Origin of the sequence: Pseudomonas sp. JZ134, from assembly GCF_051027695.1 — a bacterium.
GTDB classification, from domain to species: Bacteria; Pseudomonadota; Gammaproteobacteria; order Pseudomonadales; family Pseudomonadaceae; genus Chryseomonas; species Chryseomonas luteola.
In genome coordinates, this window is the sequence record NZ_CP069252.1 from 100,370 (window position 1) to 120,195 (window position 19,826).

The following is a 19,826-nucleotide window of genomic DNA, read 5'->3' on the forward strand; positions in this document are numbered from 1 at the left end:
GCAGGCGACCTGTGGGGAAAAGGTGTGGGAGAAATTCTGGCCCCATTGCAAGAAATCAGTTATCACAAAGCTTTAGATCACTAATGTATGAGGATGAACTATCCCCATACATTTCGTTTCATTTTATGATTCCGGCAGTATCATGGCCTCATATGAGCAAGCTAACCCCCAAACTTGTAAAAGCCCTTTCCGAACCCGGAAGCTATCAGGATGGCCGCGGTCTTCAGCTTCGCATTTCCGCCCAGCTGCGCAAGAGCTGGATATTTCGGTACATGATCAATGGCCGGCGGCATGATCTTTCGGTGGGCAGCTATCCAGCAGTCTCCCTGCGTGATGCGCGCCTGGCGGCAGACAAGTACCGGCTTAAAATCTCTCGTGGAATCAACCCAGTCCTTGAGCGCCGGAAAGAGCGTGAGGGCAAATCCTCTGAGAAGCTGGAAGCCAAGACCTTTCAGACCGAGGCTGCACGTTATATTCGAACGCACTCGCCCAGCTGGAGCACCAAGCACGCGCAGCAGTGGCAGAACTCACTGGCTAAGCATGTCTTTCCCGTGATTGGCTCAATGCCTCTTGCCGAAATAGATACCGATGATGTCCTGGAAGTGCTGGAACCTATCTGGAGCGTTATCCCGGTAACGGCCAGTCGCCTGCGCAACCGTATTGAACTGGTCCTCGATGCGGCCAAGGCCAGAAAGCTAAGGGAAGGGGAGAACCCGGCGCGCTGGCGCGGGCACCTGGACAAGCTCCTGCCCAAACAGGGCAGCAGGGTCAGGCCGTTTGGCTCGTTGTCTGCCGAGGATACCGCCCAGCTCATGCATCGGCTCGATAGCCTTGAGGGCGCTGCAGCACGCGCAACAGAACTCATGATCCTGACCGCAACCCGTAACAGCGAGACCTGCGGCGCACGGTGGGCCGAGCTGGATCTTGAGCAAAAGCTCTGGACTATTCCGGGCGAGCGCATGAAGACGGGCAAGACACATCGTATCCCGCTGACCGAGGCCATGATTGAGGTGATCAGCCAGCAGAAGGGCCAGCATCCGGAGTGGGTTTTCCCAAACAGTCGTCGCACGGGCTGTATTCCCGGCAATGCCATTGGCCGCGTACTAGATACCCTAAAGGTTCACATGGCAGTGCCGCATGGCTTTCGCGCCACCTTCAGAACCTGGGCCGCGGAGACTACGAATTATCCCCGAGAGGTATGTGAGATGGCACTGGCGCATACGTTGGGGAGCAAGGTGGAAGCGGCCTATAACCGTGGGGATCTGTTGGAAAAGAGGAGAGGGTTGATGCAGGTGTGGAGCGATTTCCTGTATAGGCCCTCTGAGCGGACTAAACAGGCGGAGACAGGCTTCGTGGCTGGCTGATATAGCGTAAGGCTGTTAGATAGTTTTGCAGATCTGCGTTATCAAAAGTGCATCCAGTCAGGTAGGTAATGTGACTTATCCGCTTTCTTTGTTGGTTATTTCAAATCCAGCCGGGTGTTAACTTAGTTACTTGCGGCATCATTTGCAATAAATGATTCAACATCGAGTTTCTTCCATAAGTATCCGAAACCAACGACCCACAGAGGCACTAGAAGCGTTCCGAACACGCTCAAACCGACCAGCATCATCAAGATTCCTCTCCCAAAGTCGACTGAGTCTGGAGGATCGGGCACGGGAAAGTTAAAAACAAAGGGTGTTGCGAAGATCGCGGCACCTCCCAACATCGCCGCTACGATGAAGGCTACAACTCCCGACAAAAACACGGTCACTGCGTATGCGAGCAAGAGTCTCATATGATGCCCCACGTTGAGTTACGCAATTGCCAATAATCGTGTGCAAAATCCGCTAGCTGCATAAATCTATCCTTGATGCATAACGTTTGAATAAGCGGCGGATCAATGAATGCGAAGCCGCCACTGGCCCGTCCGCTTGATGGACGGGTTAGGCCACGCTGCCAGGCGACAACTATTCATAAGCGGTTTCGTTTGCGCCAACGAGCTCGGCACCCAAGTGTGCCGCCAGCTTACGGGCAATAACCCATACCTGATAGTCATTGGGCACAACATTTCCAGGCGGACTTTCGAAAGTTACGACACCAAGCCCACGCTCAGGAAGAGGATACCAGTAGAACGCACGAAACCAGTGATTTACGTCTGGGAAGAACACCTCGGCATCGTGGGCACGTTCTGGGCGGTCATGAAACTCCTTGTTGGGTGAGCCCAGAGGATTAACAACGTACCCAATCCATTCGCCAAGCCCTTGGAGTGGTGATTTAACAGAACGGACACCTGACACACTCTCGACAGCTTTTTGCCACTCTTCGAGTGTTAGATGAGAGCGCGCATTATCGCGCTCGAAAAAATAGGGATACAGCATGTCTTTTCCTTTCGGCATCTAACATTTGGTTAACGGGCGGTTTAGCGCGTCCCAGCGAGCGAAGCGAACTTTTGGACCACTTGTTAGGCTTTAATCATGGCATTTAGGGCTTCGGGAGACTCCCTAGTGACGTATAGATCTGTGCATCGTATTTCTATAGCACCAAATTCAAAGTCGGAGATCTCCCAGAATCCGCGCTCCCAACCAGAATCCTTACATGCGTCTACGTAATCTATTGCAAGGCCAATAATTTGGTTGCCTGTGGGCCACTGTTTAATTTCAGGGTTTGAACAATGGATTGTGATTCCATCCGCATTGGTGGCAGGGAAGTTATGAACCATTGTCAAAGAGAATTCGAATGAGAACTCGCCTAGCTCGTTAAGCGTTGGGGTGAGCTTCACCGCGAAAACGTCGGAGTGTTTGACCCAGCTTCCGGAAACAATATCGTTTACAGTATCAATTCCGTTGATTAGCTTCATGATTCTTTCTTGGTTGCCTAACGTTTGGTTAAAGGGCGGGCTTTAGCCCGTCCCGAGTGAGCGAAGCGAACGACTTGAACCACTAGTTAGGTTGCTCTTTGGAGTAGGTAACAAACTCGGCGCTGTCTTCTTTGGCCCACATTAGTCGCTCGCAGTTGGGGCAGACATAGATGCTCCCCGATGCTGAGTAGAAAGCATTAAGCTTTTCCTCGTCGCTGAGACCTGAGGTGCTAATTAATTCAAACTCTTCGTCTCGAATCGTTATCCAGCCGGCATCTGGGATTTGCGAGAGGTTATGAACATAGCCGCACGGGCATGCAAGTTTCGGCATGAGCTACCTAGCGTTTGAGATGAAAGGCTTGCCGGCGCAAGTCCTCTCGATTGAAGGGTTGGAGGTCTCGATCATGCAGGCATCACACTGCCACAAAGCTCAATGAACCGACCCGCTTGGAAGCGAGCTCCAAGGATGTGCTCTTCATCCCAGGCGGTGGTGTAACCAAACTCTGTAGTTAGCTTGATGCCTAGTGGCCTGACAGAAACGAAGACCAGAGTGACGTGAGGCCAGACTTGACCAGGCGCTTCAAGTATTGGAATCGGCTCGCTCGACCGCAGCAACTCGCCTGCTGCCAGTGCCTCCGCGTATGGGGTATAGTGCTCGAACAATGCATTTTCGATAATCTGTTTCCAGGCTGGGAATTGGCTCGAAAGGGCGCGAGCTTCCTGCATTGCTTGTGAGTCTGGTCCGTTTCTATCGCCACTGACTACGAGTGAGGTGCTGACTTCACAGAAGGTAATCGAACCGCGCCAAGAGCCTTGAGAACGAAGGAGCTCGCCCAGCTGCGGATCGGAGAACAGCCTTGACTTAAACAGACCGAACATGTGTTCTTCTCCAAGCCGTCACCAAGAAGTCCAACGCCCAGCTTAACTCGCCGGCTTCGTAGCGTCAGCGGAGAAGGCGGTCGGGTCGAAGATGTTGTTAGAGGCGGATGTGAACTCTGCGGTAAACTCAAGCAGTTCTCGGTACACATCCCCCTCTGTGCCAAACGTTCCAGAGCTGGCGAGGCTGTATGCATCGTCAAAGTAGCCACAAATGGAAAACGGCTCTGGAAGGACAGAACTGTGCTGAATGTATATCTGATATAACGCTTCAGCCAGTTGCGGGCCAAATCCGATCTCTATCTGAAGACGCTTGTTGGCTGCTGAAAGCAGTATTGGAAGTGTCTCAACTACCGAAATACTTTCGCTGAATTCGCGCAACTTACTTACAGCTTCATGAATACTGCTGCCTAACAATGAAAACTCAATCAGCTCATAAGGTGGATTTTTCAAGCGAGCTAGTTGATGGTCTGCCCACTGAACAACATCTCGCACCTCACATAAGCCAAGCCGAAGCCCATCCCTGAAAAGAGCTACTTGTAGACGCATGGCTAAGCTATACCTCTAACATCCAGATTGAGCCGCGCACGTTAGCGTATCGGCTCTAACCTCTGGTTATGCCTCTTTCTCTTTAAGCTCGGGAAACTCTGCTGTTGAGACAATAACAGAGAATCTGTGCTCAAATTCATAGTCTCCGACATACGCCTGGGCAATCATGCCTGACCAAATAATTTTGAAACGGGTAGAGGCGCCGATCCGTTCAAACCTTATCCTGTGTTTGGCGACCGCATCATGCCCTAGCAGATAGATGTGAAAGGCGAGATCACTCCACTCCTCTATGCCTTCAGGGTTCGGGTCTACCTCTACTTCAAGCCCGTCTAGAAAGTCAGGCGTGTACTTCGTCTTGGGGCAAATCCGAAACCCGCCATCATGCCAATAGTTCGAAGACAAAGTGCACGAGTGATAGTTGCCCCACACGATCGGCGCCGCCCAGTCCGATGGGTAATCTATCTCGTCGTCATGTTCTATGTCGCGTTCAGCGTAGTAATCAGCCGACTCAAGATGTATGTCGAACCATACATCTCCACCTACCTCTTTCGCGGACCAAGTGAACTCTTTGACCGGGTGTCCTTCAGGCCACGGATTATCTTCGAAGTAGATCCTGTCAGCTTTCATCTCGCCCCTCTCTCGGGCATAAAGTTTGGTTAAGGGGCTGCGGTACGCAATCCCAGAGAACGAAGCGAATGGTTTGAACAGTGTGTTAGGCCTTTCAGATGACCCACGGCCCTAGCTCGCCATCAATTGAGATGTACATGCTCTCAAATTGATCCGAATTGTCTTTCAGATGTATCTCAATGCCGTTGTCCAGATAGATAGCGATTGTTCTGTCATCCAAAATTCGGCATCTCACTACGCTGACATTCATGATTTCAAAAAAAAGAGATGGAGGCCACACACCTTCTTGCCAGACACCAATAACTTTACCGCTTTTGACAAGGTTTATGTTTGATTGAACTGCAAAATGGTATTTCCCAAAGCTGAACTGCAGATCGAACTGACCAACCATTATCTGCGTTGTGACTTCTCCCACCATATCTGAGAGGTCTAAGTCTTCTGGAATACGATACATAATTGCCTAACGTTTGGTTGAGGGGCGGCTTTATTCCGTCCCAGTGAGCGAAGCGAACGGTTTGAACCGGGTGTTAGGCGCTTCATCCGGCTCCCTTCGGTTTCAAGCCAGGTACGCGGGAAAAGAAAGAATCGGCGACAGACAGGCTTCGAGGGATCAGCGGCGGAAGCTGATTGTACAGAAAGTCCACCTGCTCTCCCAAAGTGCTTATATCTTCAAGCTGGTAGCAAAATATAACTACAGGATCATCTAGGTTTTCGCCGAAGCAGTTAGTTGTTGCCCACTTTATAAAGCTATGCATTATAGATAGCGCAGATAGATCTAGTCCGGACACACGCAAGCCAAACTCTTCGGTAAATGTGAGCTCTTCTGGCCTAAGAGGAAAATCATAAATGGGTCGCTTAAGACAAGCATCGGGGCCGTCTAGTGATAGATTGACTAAAACTTCATTAGGGTTCTTGGATGCCCCAATGTGCGCGTCTACCCAAGCGATTAGGTCTTCTGAGCTTACAAGCCCAACCTTCCACAATGACAGAGCGGCACTCAAACTTTCCATGTATACCTAACGTTAGGGCTGAGCTGCGGCGTCCTCGCCGTCGGCTCCAGCTCTTTGTTCGATGCTGCCGTACCGCCGCTTCTCAGTTTCAGTACAAAGCCGGAGCGCGAGTTCTAGGTTTGCCGTGATCTCATCCACGAGCGCATCGATTTCGGCACTAGCGAACTCTTGGTTCATGTCGTGAATAGTTACACCGGAAGCGCTGGACGTCGAGCTACCATAACTAGCCTTTAGGAATTCAAGCTGGCTACGTAGTTTGGCCACACTATTCGGGTTTGGCTTACCTTCCCACATGATTAAGTACGATGCGATATGAATCGGAGAGAAGTCGAACGCGTCGGCGCCGCAGCACTCTGCGACACAGAGCGTCTGGCATTTGCTCACCATATTGAGTAAGGGATCTTCCAGCCTCATTTCTCTTCCGAACGTTTGGTTAAAGGGCGGGCTTTAGCCCGTCCCAGTGAGCGAAACGAGCGATTTGAACCGTTTGTTAGGCGAGAACGCCAAACGGTTGTCATTTAAGACTGCTCGAGTTTTAGCATGAGCGCTCGTATTCTATTGACCTCGCATTGTAAGTTTTTTTTCCAAAAAAACATGAGCTAAGACAGTTAAGTAGTGGTACTCGGAAACTAAAAGCTCGTATCCCGGTGGCAGTGCGAACGCATAGCTATAAAGCAGCACTGAACCATTTGGTATCTTAATCCCTTCTACTTCAATGTCGTATTCATCAAGGTCACCAGGATAGGTAATACCAAACCCGCCATCACTACTTCCGTAGCCATGTCTGCGTTCAGCAAAATCAGCCAACTCCGACAATTGTGACCACTGAGAAATAACTTCTCTGCATGCGGCCTCAGAGCTAAGTGGTGCTATGAATTCCATATGCACTGGCCTAACGTTTGGCATGAGGGGTGGCCGACCGGCGAAGTCGGTTGCACATCCCCTCAATGGAGTGGTTAGGCCGACTTCGCAACAAGTGGTTCTGCTGTAGCGCCTGACCGTTTAGTAAATGAAGAAAAACATCATTTCTACTCAAGTGAGAAAGCCCTTGATTCAATGGGATAGACAACTGTGTACTCATTCTCATCGTGGCAGTGGTCTTGAGCGGCGGTCGCGATAATGACTCCTTCTTCCAGAAGTCGGTTTCCCAGTATTTCGACATCAAGGGCGTCGAGAACAGCTGGGATCGAAGCTTCAACATCTGCAGTCCTAAGAAATACCGTCATTCGGTCGGATGTTCTCCCGTAGTCGAATCCGTCATCAGACACCATTCGGCCGGATCGAGCTTCGATGGTCTCCGGCACTACATAGCGGAGATCAAGGTCGGGGTTGCTCAGAAGAGCTGGGTTGAGCTGAATTGCAATCGTTGGCACGACCTATTCTCCTTAGGAGCATTGATCCAGCAGTCGACGTCTCATGGCCAGCCTAACGTTTGGTTAAGGGGCGGGCTTTAGCCCGTTCCAGTGAGCGAAGCGAGCGATTTGAACGACTGGTTAGGCTATAGCTGCTTCGATGTATGTAAAACTGAGCCGCGCAAAAAGCGAAATGCCATGCCACATCCTCTGCTAAACGCTGTATTCGTTTCCGAACTCTGCATCGAAAGCCGCAATGGCCGATTCAATTGACGGGTGAAGAGGAAAGCGCTCCTCTGGCGATTGCTCAGCCAAAAGTTCAAGAAATTGCTTTTCAAGCTCTGGCATACGTGTTGGCAGTGATTCGGTAGTGAAGTGATCTGCGCTCTGCACCGTGAAACCATTGCCGCCGATAATTTCGAAGCACCGGTACAGGACAATGCCATTTTTATTGCGGCGCCATATCGGAATGTATCGAAGTAAGCTCATTGCACTGCTGAGGCCTAACGTTTGGTTAAGGGGCCGGCTTTAGCCGGTCCCAGTGAGCGAAGCGAGCGATTTGAACCACTAGTTAGGTGCTCGTGCGGTGGGCAGCGTTTTGAGGGCGTGTGTTTAAATATTGCTCGAAATCGATTAACCACTGTTTTGCTGTGCTTGACGAATTCCAATATTTCCCTGAAGACTGAAACTCAGATAGTGTCTTTAGAATTTGATCGCTGGGCTCCTAGAGCAGCGCGCGGACGTTAGATATAACGTTCCTCGTCGGAGGTTAAGTTCTCAGACGTGAAGTAATGGCTCCAGAGGTCGCATTCGTTGTCGCTGCCTGCGTCAAGAGCCCAGTCTTGATGATAGTAGCAAGACATGAAGTACTTCAGTCTTGGGAGGTTCAGTGATTCCATTCAAGTACCTAACTATTATTAGACGTCAACTGACGGATAACACGCTGAGCACGTCTGACGCATAACATTCCATGTCATATTTTTCTCCCTGTCTAGCACTGACGTTACCGAGTCGTAGTGACGGTATATGGGAATTGTACATCGTCGAATCCACTAAATTTGAGCCGTCCAGCGTCGTAGTTTTACCGCTGCGCGGTAGGAGGAGAAGGACCAGACTTTTTGCCCCTATGTATGTCGCCAAGCTCTGGAAAATATTTGATACGCTAAAGGATCGCATTATCGTCTGTCTTCCATGCGTGCTAAGGCTACTCCAAGCGCTGCACAGGGGCCTGTCCATATCCCTAAAACCACAAGCAGCAGCCTTTTGATCCTGTCCCCATACCCTTCTTCAAATTCCTGATGGGTAGCAAGGATGGTGTTCTGCTTCCTTACTGCTGCGGCATGGAATTCAAAGAACGATTCCTCTGTAAGACCTCTGCTATACGCCTGCTCGTAGTGTTCGAGGCTGGGCAGCTCGGGCAGGACAGGCATGGGTCGAGTCTGCTCTGGCCAGCTCAGGTACGTGGCGCCTGCGATCAACAGGGTCCAAAGAACGCAGGCAGCAAGACAGCTCTTGAAGACGCGGTGCTCAAGAAAGCCGTTGTTAGGTAAGCGTCCGGTGATCGCGCCCCTGATTCTTGGTGGCACAGCGCTGCCTATTCAGCACTGACACACCAAAACCAAAGCAGCCGACTGTATACCTGAAAGCAGCGGCATTAAGCGGGCTTTCAAAGTGAGCATTACGCTCGGGCCGATCTGCTGCGGGTCATATGAATGAGTGCTGATCTACGACTATCAAGCGAGATTCGCTCTTCGACAGCAAAGGGCGAGAAGCCTAGCTTTGAATAAAGCAGCAAGCCTGCTGTATTTTCGTTAAAACACGAGATCTGTACCTCTGTAGCGTCATAACGGTCGAACGCCAGGGCTGTCATCGTCTCCACAATGAAGGTTGCCACACCTCTACCTCGTGCTTCTTGGGCAACGATGACATTGCCGATACAGCAAACCCCACCTGTTTCAGCCCGATAGAAGTTAGCAAAGCCGACGATGCTGTTCTGGCTCTCGGCAACCGTCGAGTCGAATCGTTGAGTAATAGCGTTAGACAGCTGAGTTTCAGTCAGAGGGTATTGAGCTTTCGGGAACATATAAAACAGTTCGCGAGCGTTCAGGGGAAAGCTACAGATAGTTCTGATGTCATCAGCCTTCACTGGCCTGTGTTGCAATATCATCGCGCGTCCTTGAGGTCTGTGCATCAGGCATTCTAGCCTACTTAGATTTGCTCAAGCATCTTGCCTGTTATCGGGCGCCTTCATTGGTGCGGCAGCAGTTGCTCGATCTAGCTGGCCCGCTGCGTCGGCAACCGCGTCAGCACATCCTTGAGATACGTATACGGCTCATGTTCATTCATGCGCGCCGACTGGGTCAGGCTCATGATCGCCGCCGCCCGCTTGCCGCTGCGCAGCGACCCCCCGAAAACAAACAGTTCGACCGCCCAAGCGCTCACGGCCGGATCAAGTTCTCGATCTGGTTGATGTCGATGAGCACAGCATCATCTTCCAGGTAGCGCGTCAGCGCTGCCCAGCGTTTAAAGCTGTAATCCAGTGCCTTGGCCGTGCCCGAGCCCGCGGGCACACGTTCGCGTTGAGCTACAAACTCTGAAATATTCCCGGCCTGTGCTGCTACACTGAAGCCAATTCTGTCTGCCCCAACGCTCGTGTAAGGCGCCTGATCGTCATTTTCGACGGCAATCAGATTGGCAGGTATGTTGATGCGTGCCAGCGGGTGACCTGATGCGTGCGCTGCAACCCTGAGCCAAGTCATTCATGCTGAGGATTTGATAGTAGGCGATGTACTGCGTTCGGTTTGCTTGGCAGACTCCAAGGGTACCGGCCTAGCCGCTGTACAGTTGAGCCACTCGGTTGTAGCAGATGCGTGGAGCACTCAGGCTGACAGCGACTTGTTGGCAAACAACAACTACCCAAGCCAGGAACTCAAGGGCCTGTCCCTGCAGACTCCTGACCTGACAATCGATGAGAAGATCCAGAGTGTTACAACTCGTCTTCAGCTTCAGATTGCCAAGGGTGATGTAGATGCCACCGTCACGTTCTACCGCGCAGGTACGTTCAAACTGAACGCTCCGATCGTAGTAGAAGCTACTGACTCTACTCAGGAAGCAGCTGCTACCGAGTAATATGTAAGTACGTAAATACGTAAATACAGAGAAGGCCCTACGGGGCCTTTTTTGTTACTTAGAGGAACCCAGAGATCGTCCCGACCTGCTAATGGAAGCTGACAAAGGCCGCTTGTCAGTGATTATCCACAGGCTGTGGCGCTAATGATGGTTGACTATTGCAGTGAATTACGATCTCAAATATCATGAAGTCTATTGTGAGGCTTAATGTGAGTCTTCACGGTACCTTCGGGTCATCCCACAAACGGGGGCCAGTCACCCACAAAGGGGACAAGATTATGAAAACTGCGCTGACGAAAGAACCTGTTGCTGCTACACCACGTCGTCGCAACCACAAGCCAGGGCATACATTTGCCGACACTGCTGCCGCTATTCGTGCAGGTGCAGAAGTAGGGAATGCCCGCTTCAAATACTTCTGTGAGCACGAAGAGCTCCCTCCGGCTAAGTGAGTTTCCTTGTATTCTGTAAAGGTTGCTGACGAATTCAAACAAAACCCGCACTGGTATAGCATTTTTGTAGACTTCTACAACTATAAGCTGTGTGGTGATCTTCCTGATTACTTTGGTAAGGACGTACCTGAAGACGACTTTAAGGGTACGTTCTGGCACATGCACCTCACTCAGGATCCAAAAAGGGTAAGTGAGTGGAGCAAGACGCTGGACCAAAACAGTAGAACCAATCGGCTTGACCCTCCGAACGACTTTTACTTGCTGTACGGCAAGGATACTTTCCAAGAAGAGTATTTACTGTTGGATATTATTGGTCCTGCAGCCCACGATAGAAACAAGTGGAGATCCTATATCGGTAAGCTCAACACGACCGTTATAGAACCTTGGCTTCAAGGCAAACGTAAGTACGACGAAGAACCTGACCAGTAAATCATTCAGAACGCCAAAGGTTCCCAATCGGGGGCCTTTTTTGTTGCTGGATGCCTGCAAGTGCCTGTGACCGAAGTATATCCTGACGGCTTGGGCTAGACTCAACCTACATGCAGCTACGCGAAATCTGGAAGAGATAGGGCGTCAAACTCTCTCAGATTTCACAGAGCGCATAGCCAGTAAATTCAGATTTACGGGGCCTTACGTGAATCTTCGTCGGCTTTTTCCTTCTCGTCGAGTGCTTTGAGAGCACCATCGGCACCGTACTGAGTAAACGCTCGCTGCAGTATCTTGGCTTCTCGGGAGTTAGGCTCTTTCTTAATAATAGTGTGAACAGCAGCTAAGAAGTTATCTAAGGCTTTTTGTGTTTCAGGGCCTCTATTAGAAATTCTTGCTATATGGAACATATGGCTTAAAAACAGGGCAAGCTCAGATCCATTTAGTCTTTGCAAAACTTCAATGCAAGTTTCAATAGTTGATTCATCTAAAGCTTTTAATTCCTGCTCAAGCCAATTGTCATCTTTAGCTATACTGGCTACAGCGGCTTCAAAAGACAAAGGCGGGTAAAGCTTACTGGATTCTTCGTTTATCATCTCAGCAATTAATGGGTGTACTTCCTTTATTGTGCGTGCTGCCTCTGATCTTGATAACAGAAGAGTATTCTTGTTTTTATCTACCCATTCATTAATCAGTCTTAATGAGTAGTCTTTCAAACCAAACTCATCAAAAGCCTCTGCTATTAAAGTGACAGTGACAGCATTTAGGCTTTTGACGCTTCCAAAAAATCGGGTGAAATAAGGTTTTAAACTTTCCTCATTTAGGGATTTATCCCATAAGTATGCCCATTTAAATTCATCATAAAGCTCATTTGCTTTTCGATTTTTCTGAAACTGTGCAATAGTCCTCACAGACAGATCGATATCTGTGTTTTCAATAAATCCTGTTTCTATATACTTGTTAAGGCCATCAGCATAAGATTTATCTATATGTGTATCTAGCTCTTGCAAGAGGCGATTCCAGACGCTTTTCTCATCATTGCTTTCTTTTGATTTCATTGCCCAAACCAATGAATCATAACTTTCAAGATAAGCAGCAGTAGGTATATGGGGGGAAGCCGTATAGTGGGATCCGGCTACTAGAAGTGTTGTAGCTATAATCGGTCTAGCTACTTCTTCGTCTTGCAAGTCAGAGTTTTTATGAATCCTGTTAAATAAATTAAGTATTTTCTTTATAACACGTATATTTTTGATATGTATTATTGACAGGTACTCACTAAATACCTGTGGGTGTATGACAGGCACTAAACTGTTGGCAATGGTGAAGGCATCTTCAATGCTTGGATTAAGTTTTATTTCATGATCTATTACTTTTTCATGAAACTTGTCCCAAAGCTCTTTATCGATAAGCTTGTTAGAGTTTACAAGAATCAGAAACTTTACATTATGAAGCTCTGAAAACTCGTTAATAAATCCAAGGACTTCTTCTATATCCAAGTCTTTGTGCTTTCTTTCAATATCATCTATTACGATTAATCGATTCGAGAGCATTTTAGGCGCTGAAAGTAGTATAGCACTCTCAACCGGAAGGCCTGGAAGAAGTTTAGCGGCTAAAGACTTTGCACCATCAGTGAGTAAAGCACTAATCTCACTACTACCTGTAGCACTATTCACTAACTTTAGCTTTAACTCATTTACTGACTTTGCACCAAATAACGTTGCATAGATAGGAGGCTTTTGACTACTGGAGCCTACTTTATCTTTATTTTTTAGATTAAAACCTTTCTCAGCCTCTTTCCAAAGATAGGTTTTACCCGTACCCCAGTCTCCTGAAAGTGCTATTACCTTAATATTGTTATCGGCAAGAGCCTGAATAAGCGCTTCTTTGGTGAGTTCAAACGATTTGGACATAAGACTGACTTAGCGATTAAAAACCAGACGCTATCAGTTGTTTCACGCTGGTGGCTAGTCAAATAGGAGCAAAGACAGGTTAACGCGCCTTGAACAGTGGACGCGCTGGCGGTCAAAACATGACCGCTGCTGCGCATGCTGGTCACGTCGACTTCGCATAAGAAAGCTTATGCTAAATGCATATCGCTTGAGCCATCCCATTAGCGATTCGTTTTATAGCTAAAATATCACTACTTTTACTAATGTACTTACTGGGCAGCCGCTCTTGTAAGCCTGGCTCCTGCGCTCTTGACCTAGGTGTGCGACCTGGCACACTCTAACGGCGCGTTAGTGATGCGGGTATAGTTGAATGGTACAACTGTTGCTTTCCAAGCAATCAGTGAGGGTTCGATTGTCTCTACCCACTCCAGCCCCGTCCATTTTTTCATGATGGAGGCATTACGCCAACTGCATCCGAGTGTTATTGCGGTAAGTGACCAACCTGTAGTTCGTGATGGCCCATATATAACCTGCCCTGGTGGTCTAGCATCCATAATCTGGCCAACAGAACACTGTGGGCAAGTACGCTCTGACAAGACTATGCACTACCTCATGACCAACCGAGGCGTTGAGGAAATGCAGGCATTCAATGGTGGCGAGGATCTGGGTCTCGCTCGCGCCGACGTTAGGTTGGTCAATGCTGTTGGCGTTTCTGATCGAGAGCTGACAATATTGTTCAACGAGCGATTGCGATTACTACCGGAAGAATACTGGAGACAGCTCCGCTTAAAAGCAGCTCATTGGATGGTAATCAACAGCAGTCGATCATTCACCCCAATAGCATATGAGTGTGGACTCACAGACAGCTCGCATCTTATCCATTGGTTCAAGCGAGCCTGCCAGGTGACGCTGTCACGTCTTCGCAGCCTGCGTAAACAATTAGGCCCTCATTGATGAAACGCCATGTTTGACTGGGACAGTCTTCGATATTTCAACGCTTTCGTTCGCGAGGGTTCTCTGGCTGCGGCTGCTCGATCTTTGGGCGTCGAGCACGTCACTGTAGCGCGCAGGATTTCTGCGCTTGAAACCTCATTGAACATGAAGCTGGTTGACCGCAGAAGCCGCCTTTATGAACTCACCGAAGACGGCCTTCGGGTAGGTGAGTATGCGGCACTCATGGAGTCGGCATCGTTCGCACTCGAACGCTTCGTCGATGGGGAAGAAAGCCGTGTTGAAGGCGAAGTCACTCTCTCTGCCCCTCCAGCCTATTTAGGTACGCTAGTAGCTCGGAGGCTCGGAGAGTTACGCGAACGCCACCCCCTTTTGCAGCTCAGGTTAGTCGGCGCTAAGTCCACAGCTTCTCTGGCGAGGAAGGAGACCGACATAGCTATCACCTTCGTCCGGCCCGAAGAGCAAAGCGTAGTGGCCAAGAGACTAGGCACTCTGTGTTTCTTCGCTTACGCAAGTGAGGCTTACTTGGCCAAGCGAGCAGCTGCTGATTACGAATTTATCGGCTACGACCGCAGCATGAGGCAATCCGTCCAGCAGCGATGGCTGATAGATCACCTTCAAGATAGACGGCTTTCTGTGACGAGCAACGACTTGCGGATCCAGGCGCTCGCTGCAGTTGGCGGTGCTGGCGTAGTCTACTTGCCAGATTTCCTGGCCGCTGAATATGAGTTAGTCAGAGCTGACATGCACTACAATCCCCTTGAGCTTCCTATCTGGCTCGCCTTCCATGAAGACCTGCGCAGTTCCATGAAGATCAGGGTGGTTCTAGATTTCCTTGTTGAGGGATTGGCCAATACTAAAGTCATGTGAATTTATTCACATCCCGTATGCATTCCCTAGGAATGGGCTCACATAAGTCCTCTGATTAATCTTGCTCGAAACCAGTTACCAGAGAGACCTTACTCATGAGCAGCATCACTCCCCAACAGGGAACGCTCGCCGTGTATCGAACTGCTTGGATTGTCACTGCGATCTTCATCCTGTCAAACGCTGCTACGCCCCTCTACAGCATATGGCAGCAGACCCTGGGTTTTACCTCAGGCACACTGACTGTGATTTTTGCTTGCTACATCATCGGCCTGCTTTTGACGCTGACGGTAGCCGGACAGCTGTCTGACCACTTCGGTCGCAAAGCCCTGTTGATGCCATGCATCGGTCTGGCAATCATTGCTGCCATCCTGTTCGACCAGGCGGCAAGCATCGCCACTCTTATGCTTGCCCGGTTCCTGACTGGGATATCGGTCGGGCTAGTGGTTTCCGGGGGCATGGCCAACGTTGTCGAACATTCTCAGCCACACCGTAAGCATTTCGCTTCGCTGATGGCTTCCGTAGCAATGGTGTTCGGCGCAGGTACCGGGCCGCTACTGGCAGGCGTCGTGGCGCAGTACCTTACCGCGCCCATTCACACAGTTTTCCGAATCGAAATTGCGCTGCTGTGCTTGGCGCTGCTCGCATTGATGATTCAAAAGAATCGCAAGCTGGGAGCTGGCTCGTTCAAGCCACGTCTGCCAACCGTGCCGAAGGAAAGCATAGGGACCGTACTGCTGGGAATTGCGTTCTTCGGCCCAGGCATCACATCGACATCCTTTATTCTGTCGCTGGGCCCGAAGCTGATCGCCACGTTCATGGGAGTAAACAGCCCGTTGATCACCGGCTGCATGGCCTTCTCGATGTTCATCGTGGCAGTGGGCGTCCAATTCGCAGCGAAGCGGTACGGCTACCGCACCGTCTTTTCTCTCAGTGGCATCGCCACAATTGCATCGATGTTTAGCGTCTGGATTGCGCTGGAGTTGGGATCAGTGGTCTGGCTAATCGCCTCAGCGCTACTTGCCGGCGCGGGCCAAGGCTTGGGACAACTGGGAGGTCTGACACTGATCGCGGACAACGTTCAGAGCGAACGTAGAGCTGAGGCAAATGCGGTATTCAACATGGGGGGGTACATGCCTGCCGGCGCTATCCCTGTTCTGACCGGCTACCTGATTGACTACTTCGGTTTAACTACTGGGATAATCTCCCTGGCGACGATCATCGCATGCCAAGGATGCCTCGCTTTGACGCAGCTTTACTTGCGCCATGCAGTGCAGGGGAAAGCTCAAGCCATGCATCAGAGCTGACTTAAGAGCGGCGGGTCACCTTATAGCCTCTAATTCAGTCAGTAACAATCCCGCTATGGCAAGCGGGACTGGCGCCTTCATAATCTCTGAAATTATAACAGGCAGGGCTCATGCAGCCTTATTTTTAACTTTTGGCGCAACAGTGGTTACTTCGACTTTCATGCCGGAAACGCGCAGAGCCGTGCCCCCGATTCCAGCACGCACGGGCCAACGCTTCTTGAAGTATTGCCGGTAGCCCTCGTTGAAACCTGGGTGGTCTTCAGGGTTGGTCAAATAGATTGTCAGGCCTGGCCAAGGCTCGTGATCACGAAGCTTTTGAAGAGCGCGTGAAAGCAGAAATTGCCAACGGTTCGGTAAACCAATCCTGGATCAACAACCCGCTGGCTAAAGCCGGCCTGCTTTGATAGCACACGAGATGAGCAACAAATCCCTGTCTGAACGCGTGCTGAGCATTGCACTTTCTCCGAGCGGTGCGGCAACCGCTCTGGTCGCTCAGTTGCGTGCAGAAGGCTGCGATATCGCCAACTTCACCGTAGGCGAACCTGACCTCGATACCCCGGCTCACATCGTTGAAGCTGCTCGCAAGGCAATGGAAACGGGTGACACACATTGGTTTTACACCGTCACCTATTGCCTGAGGTCCGTTCTTGAGTACTGCCGCAAGAGCCAAGACGTCTGTGAATAGTCGGTAGTCTTGATCTGAGTGAGTAAGGGAAACAGAGGCTGGCTGTGTGTCGGATGGCATTGAGAAATAGGTGTAGAGACGATTTTTTTATAGACTCAGAGTACGTGATATGAATTTCCGAGTCTTCAATTCTTATGGCAGCGAGCTGGCCAGGACATGTGGTGCGCAGCGAGGAAAGCAAAGAAGTTGCGTTGTCAAGCTCAACGAATGCTGATGCGCCGTGTCATACCTTTATGAATTGACCTAGCGACTGCATTGAACTTCGCTGTTATGCCGTGAAGATGCAGCTCCTTGTTTATCAGCTCTGCGAACATGACTCCTCTCCGGATACAATTGGCAGGTCTTCGGCTACTAACTATTATTAATCATCACTGACCCACAACTTGCTGAACGCAGCTGACTTATATTTCATTTTATTATGGATTGAGGCTGTATAGCATCGTGGCTTCAACGCTGCGTCCTGTATGCACTAGTCTCATTGTAAAACAGCTGCACTGCTAGCCACCGTGATTGGTGCGGTGCTCTCCCTAATAACAAGCTCAAATGGAAGTACTAGATGACGTCCCTGAATGGGACGTTTGTTTTCCAGCAAGGCCGCCATTAACTCAACTGCGTGCCGTCCAAATGCCTCGGCTGGCTGAGCAATAGTTGTTAACGGTGGATCGCAATAGGCAGCAAACGAGATATCGTCAAAGCCAGCAACCGAGATGTCTTCAGGAATTCTTAGCCCTGCCTTACGAAAGCATTGTATTGCACCAATTGCCATTTCATCATTTTCGCAAAAGACGGCTGTAGGCAAATTGCCAGTAGCTATCAATCGTTCTGCTGCCAGACTTCCTGAATCCAGAGTAAAGCTACCGGGCAAAATCAGGTTGCTTTCGATATTTAGGCCTGCTGCTTGCAATGCATCTTTGTAGCCTGCCATGCGTGCCTGGGTTAGCGGACTGCTTACAGGTCCCTGGATAAGTGCAATGCGTTTGTGTCCAAACGATATAAGGTGGTCAGTCATTGCCCGGGCAGCCGCACGATTATCGATTCTGACCGTAGGCCAGCTTGCCTCTTCAACAATCTCACACACGTTGACGAGAGGCATTAACTCCGCAGTCGGTGCTAGAGTGGACTCTCCGAAAGGATTGCTGGCACGCAGCTGGATCACTCCGTCAGCCTGGCGTGCATGCACGAGTTCGGCATATTCACGCTCCGTTTCTGGCTTACCCTGTGTATTACACAGTAGGACTCTATAACCCATTGCTTGCGCTGTGTGTTGAATTCCGCTGATCACGCGTGCAAAAAAGGTATTGGCAATTACGGGTACTAATACGACCAAATTATTGGTACGTCGCGAACGAAACTGTATCGCCATCAGATTGGGGCGGTAGCCTGCCTGCTCTACCGCGGCAAGCACCTTATCACGCGTTTCAGGAGAGACTACATCAGGAGTTTTAAGCGTTCGAGATACGGTGGCCACAGAAACGCCAGCAAGCTGGGCAACTTTTCGAATGTTAGACATGACTTTACGAATACCGGCCTGCTTGGCAGTCCCCCTGAGATAAGAGGTTTAGGATAACTCAACCTTTAACCCTCTATGTAGCGACTAAAATCATTGATTGACTTCTAGAGCAAGCCTCCTATTATATCGATGCGTGTAACCGGTTACATTTGGCTATTTTCTAACAAAAAATAACTATAAGGATTAATTCGGATGACATTACAAAGCAGACGAAAAGTCCGCATGGGCATGGTTGGCGGAGGCAGTGGCGCTTTTATAGGCGAAGTTCACCGTTTAGCTGCATCACTTGATGGGCACATTGAGCTTGTCAGCGGAGCGTTTAGCCGCGATGCCGAAAACAACCGGCATACTGCCGAGCAGCTTGGCGTTTCCCTTGAGCGTTGTCATGATGCATGGGTGACCCTTATAGATAACGAAAAGAGGCTGCCAGCTCACGAACGCATCGATTTTTTGTCTATCGTTACGCCAAATCATCTTCATGTTCCTATCGCCAAGGCAGCTATCAACGCTGGAATTCCAGTGTTTTGCGAAAAACCTGCAGGCGTTTCACTGGATGAGGTGCTAGAGCTGGCTTCGCTGGTCCGGGGCCGCGACGTTTTCTATGGCCTGGCACATACCTATCTGGGGTATCCCATGGTCTGGCAGGCACGCCACATGGTTAAAGCAGGAGAGCTGGGAAAGATTCGCAAAATAATTGTTGAATACCCGCAAGGCTGGCTCGCTGGTGACTTGGCAATTACCGGAAATAAACAGGCGCAGTGGCGTGGCATGCCTGACCAGGCTGGCCCTAGTGGATGCATAGGTGATATTGGCGTCCATGCCTTCAATCTGGCGGAGTTTGTGAGTGGGCAGAAGATAGACAGGTTATGTGCACATCTCGCTACCCATGTCGCTGGGCGCCAATTGGACGATGATGGCGCCGTGCTGTTCCAGACCGAGCATGGCGCCAGTGGTGTGCTTATCGCAAGCCAGGTCTGTGTAGGAGAAGAGAATGCGCTCAAGCTTCGTCTTTATGGTGATCAAGGCGGACTTGAGTGGCGCCAGGAGGAGCCCAACAGCCTGATCTACCGATCGGCTACCAAGCCTCTGCAGGTCTTGCGGGCGGGGAAGGGCCAACCGTGGCTATGTGAAGAGGCAAAACAGCGAACAAGGCTACCAGCAGGGCATCCTGAAGGTTATCTGGAAGCGATGGCCAATCTCTATACAGCCTTTGCAAAGGCTGTCATCGAGAAGAATACGGATCCTGTAAGTGTCCCGGGTATCGAGGCAGCTGTGAGAGGAATGGCCTTTATTGAATCCGTGCTGGCCAGTCATCTGAGCTCTGCCAAATGGACACCATTAGCCTATGGAGAAAAATAGC

23 protein-coding genes, 1 tRNA gene and 1 pseudogene are annotated in these 19,826 nt (G+C 50.1%); 10 read left to right on the plus strand and 15 right to left on the minus strand.

All coding sequences use genetic code 11. From position 1 onward, the window contains the following. Window positions 1-152 precede the first annotated feature (152 nt). Window positions 153-1,364: a tyrosine-type recombinase/integrase gene (locus JQR86_RS23580; protein ID WP_434155699.1), complete on the plus strand. Its 1,212-nt coding sequence runs from the start codon at window positions 153-155 to the stop codon at window positions 1,362-1,364. 122 nt (window positions 1,365-1,486) lie between these two features. Here the strand turns inward: JQR86_RS23580 and JQR86_RS23585 are convergent, their stop codons facing one another. From JQR86_RS23585 to JQR86_RS23645, 13 genes and pseudogenes are all read right to left on the minus strand, one after another. Next, window positions 1,487-1,777, minus strand: coding sequence for a hypothetical protein (locus tag JQR86_RS23585; protein WP_434155700.1), 291 nt, complete (start codon window positions 1,775-1,777; stop codon window positions 1,487-1,489). A gap of 172 nt (window positions 1,778-1,949) precedes the next feature. Continuing rightward, window positions 1,950-2,360, minus strand: a complete 411-nt coding sequence (locus JQR86_RS23590; RefSeq protein ID WP_434155701.1) for a hypothetical protein — start codon at window positions 2,358-2,360, stop codon at window positions 1,950-1,952. 83 nt (window positions 2,361-2,443) lie between these two features. Further along, window positions 2,444-2,839: a hypothetical protein gene (locus JQR86_RS23595; RefSeq protein ID WP_434155702.1), complete on the minus strand. Its 396-nt coding sequence runs from the start codon at window positions 2,837-2,839 to the stop codon at window positions 2,444-2,446. A 402-nt stretch (window positions 2,840-3,241) separates the two neighbouring features. Next, window positions 3,242-3,718: a DUF6985 domain-containing protein gene (locus tag JQR86_RS23600; protein ID WP_434155703.1), complete on the minus strand. Its 477-nt coding sequence runs from the start codon at window positions 3,716-3,718 to the stop codon at window positions 3,242-3,244. 42 nt (window positions 3,719-3,760) lie between these two features. Next, window positions 3,761-4,264 (minus strand): hypothetical protein, encoded by a 504-nt coding sequence (locus JQR86_RS23605; RefSeq protein WP_434155704.1) that lies wholly within the window; start codon window positions 4,262-4,264, stop codon window positions 3,761-3,763. A 66-nt stretch (window positions 4,265-4,330) separates the two neighbouring features. Continuing rightward, complete coding sequence (locus JQR86_RS23610; protein WP_434155705.1) at window positions 4,331-4,891, minus strand: hypothetical protein; 561 nt, start codon at window positions 4,889-4,891, stop codon at window positions 4,331-4,333. A gap of 94 nt (window positions 4,892-4,985) precedes the next feature. Beyond that, window positions 4,986-5,345 (minus strand): hypothetical protein, encoded by a 360-nt coding sequence (locus tag JQR86_RS23615; RefSeq protein ID WP_434155706.1) that lies wholly within the window; start codon window positions 5,343-5,345, stop codon window positions 4,986-4,988. Between the two features lie 568 nt (window positions 5,346-5,913). Further along, complete coding sequence (locus JQR86_RS23620) at window positions 5,914-6,315, minus strand: DUF6331 family protein (RefSeq protein ID WP_434155707.1); 402 nt, start codon at window positions 6,313-6,315, stop codon at window positions 5,914-5,916. Window positions 6,316-6,456: 141 nt separating this feature from the next. Continuing rightward, on the minus strand, window positions 6,457-6,783 hold the full coding sequence (locus JQR86_RS23625; protein WP_434155708.1) for a hypothetical protein: 327 nt from the start codon (window positions 6,781-6,783) through the stop codon (window positions 6,457-6,459). A 146-nt stretch (window positions 6,784-6,929) separates the two neighbouring features. Continuing rightward, window positions 6,930-7,274, minus strand: a complete 345-nt coding sequence (locus tag JQR86_RS23630; RefSeq protein WP_434155709.1) for a hypothetical protein — start codon at window positions 7,272-7,274, stop codon at window positions 6,930-6,932. A 192-nt stretch (window positions 7,275-7,466) separates the two neighbouring features. Further along, window positions 7,467-7,742: a hypothetical protein gene (locus tag JQR86_RS23635; protein WP_434155710.1), complete on the minus strand. Its 276-nt coding sequence runs from the start codon at window positions 7,740-7,742 to the stop codon at window positions 7,467-7,469. A gap of 1,189 nt (window positions 7,743-8,931) precedes the next feature. Next, entirely contained in the window at window positions 8,932-9,420 is a 489-nt protein-coding gene (locus JQR86_RS23640; RefSeq protein WP_434155711.1) for a GNAT family N-acetyltransferase, read from the minus strand. 107 nt (window positions 9,421-9,527) lie between these two features. Continuing rightward, a pseudogene (locus JQR86_RS23645) lies at window positions 9,528-9,841 on the minus strand (IS66 family transposase); the annotation flags it as partial. A gap of 217 nt (window positions 9,842-10,058) precedes the next feature. Between JQR86_RS23645 and JQR86_RS23650 the strand changes: the two are divergent. The 3 genes from JQR86_RS23650 (at window position 10,059) to JQR86_RS23660 (ending at window position 11,260) form a co-directional block, all read left to right on the plus strand. Beyond that, on the plus strand, window positions 10,059-10,382 hold the full coding sequence (locus JQR86_RS23650) for a hypothetical protein (protein ID WP_434155712.1): 324 nt from the start codon (window positions 10,059-10,061) through the stop codon (window positions 10,380-10,382). Window positions 10,383-10,660: 278 nt separating this feature from the next. Next, complete coding sequence (locus JQR86_RS23655) at window positions 10,661-10,831, plus strand: hypothetical protein (RefSeq protein WP_434155713.1); 171 nt, start codon at window positions 10,661-10,663, stop codon at window positions 10,829-10,831. A gap of 6 nt (window positions 10,832-10,837) precedes the next feature. Beyond that, window positions 10,838-11,260 (plus strand): type II toxin-antitoxin system YafO family toxin, encoded by a 423-nt coding sequence (locus tag JQR86_RS23660; protein WP_434155714.1) that lies wholly within the window; start codon window positions 10,838-10,840, stop codon window positions 11,258-11,260. A 191-nt stretch (window positions 11,261-11,451) separates the two neighbouring features. On the opposite strand, the gene JQR86_RS23665 is transcribed toward JQR86_RS23660, so the two are convergent. Further along, window positions 11,452-13,167: a P-loop NTPase fold protein gene (locus JQR86_RS23665; protein WP_434155715.1), complete on the minus strand. Its 1,716-nt coding sequence runs from the start codon at window positions 13,165-13,167 to the stop codon at window positions 11,452-11,454. A 335-nt stretch (window positions 13,168-13,502) separates the two neighbouring features. Between JQR86_RS23665 and JQR86_RS23670 the strand changes: the two genes are divergently transcribed. From JQR86_RS23670 to JQR86_RS23690, 5 genes are all read left to right on the plus strand, one after another. After that, window positions 13,503-13,576: transfer RNA gene (locus JQR86_RS23670), tRNA-Gly, on the plus strand. A 206-nt stretch (window positions 13,577-13,782) separates the two neighbouring features. After that, window positions 13,783-14,100 (plus strand): helix-turn-helix domain-containing protein, encoded by a 318-nt coding sequence (locus tag JQR86_RS23675; protein ID WP_434155739.1) that lies wholly within the window; start codon window positions 13,783-13,785, stop codon window positions 14,098-14,100. 9 nt (window positions 14,101-14,109) lie between these two features. Beyond that, the gene (locus tag JQR86_RS23680) at window positions 14,110-14,967 is read left to right on the plus strand and encodes a LysR family transcriptional regulator (protein WP_434155716.1); all 858 of its coding nucleotides are present in this window, start codon (window positions 14,110-14,112) and stop codon (window positions 14,965-14,967) included. A gap of 95 nt (window positions 14,968-15,062) precedes the next feature. Continuing rightward, window positions 15,063-16,271 carry an MFS transporter gene (locus JQR86_RS23685; protein ID WP_434155717.1) on the plus strand — a complete coding sequence of 403 codons (1,209 nt, stop codon included), beginning with the start codon at window positions 15,063-15,065 and terminating at the stop codon, window positions 16,269-16,271. 415 nt (window positions 16,272-16,686) lie between these two features. Further along, a complete protein-coding gene (locus tag JQR86_RS23690) occupies window positions 16,687-16,956 on the plus strand; it encodes a hypothetical protein (RefSeq protein ID WP_434155719.1) in 270 nt (89 codons plus the stop codon). A 475-nt stretch (window positions 16,957-17,431) separates the two neighbouring features. Here the strand turns inward: JQR86_RS23690 and JQR86_RS23695 are convergent, their stop codons facing one another. Then, window positions 17,432-18,466 (minus strand): LacI family DNA-binding transcriptional regulator, encoded by a 1,035-nt coding sequence (locus tag JQR86_RS23695; RefSeq protein WP_434155720.1) that lies wholly within the window; start codon window positions 18,464-18,466, stop codon window positions 17,432-17,434. A 192-nt stretch (window positions 18,467-18,658) separates the two neighbouring features. On the opposite strand from JQR86_RS23695, the gene JQR86_RS23700 reads away from it, so the two are divergent. Then, window positions 18,659-19,825: a Gfo/Idh/MocA family protein gene (locus JQR86_RS23700; RefSeq protein ID WP_434155721.1), complete on the plus strand. Its 1,167-nt coding sequence runs from the start codon at window positions 18,659-18,661 to the stop codon at window positions 19,823-19,825. Window position 19,826 lies beyond the last annotated feature (1 nt).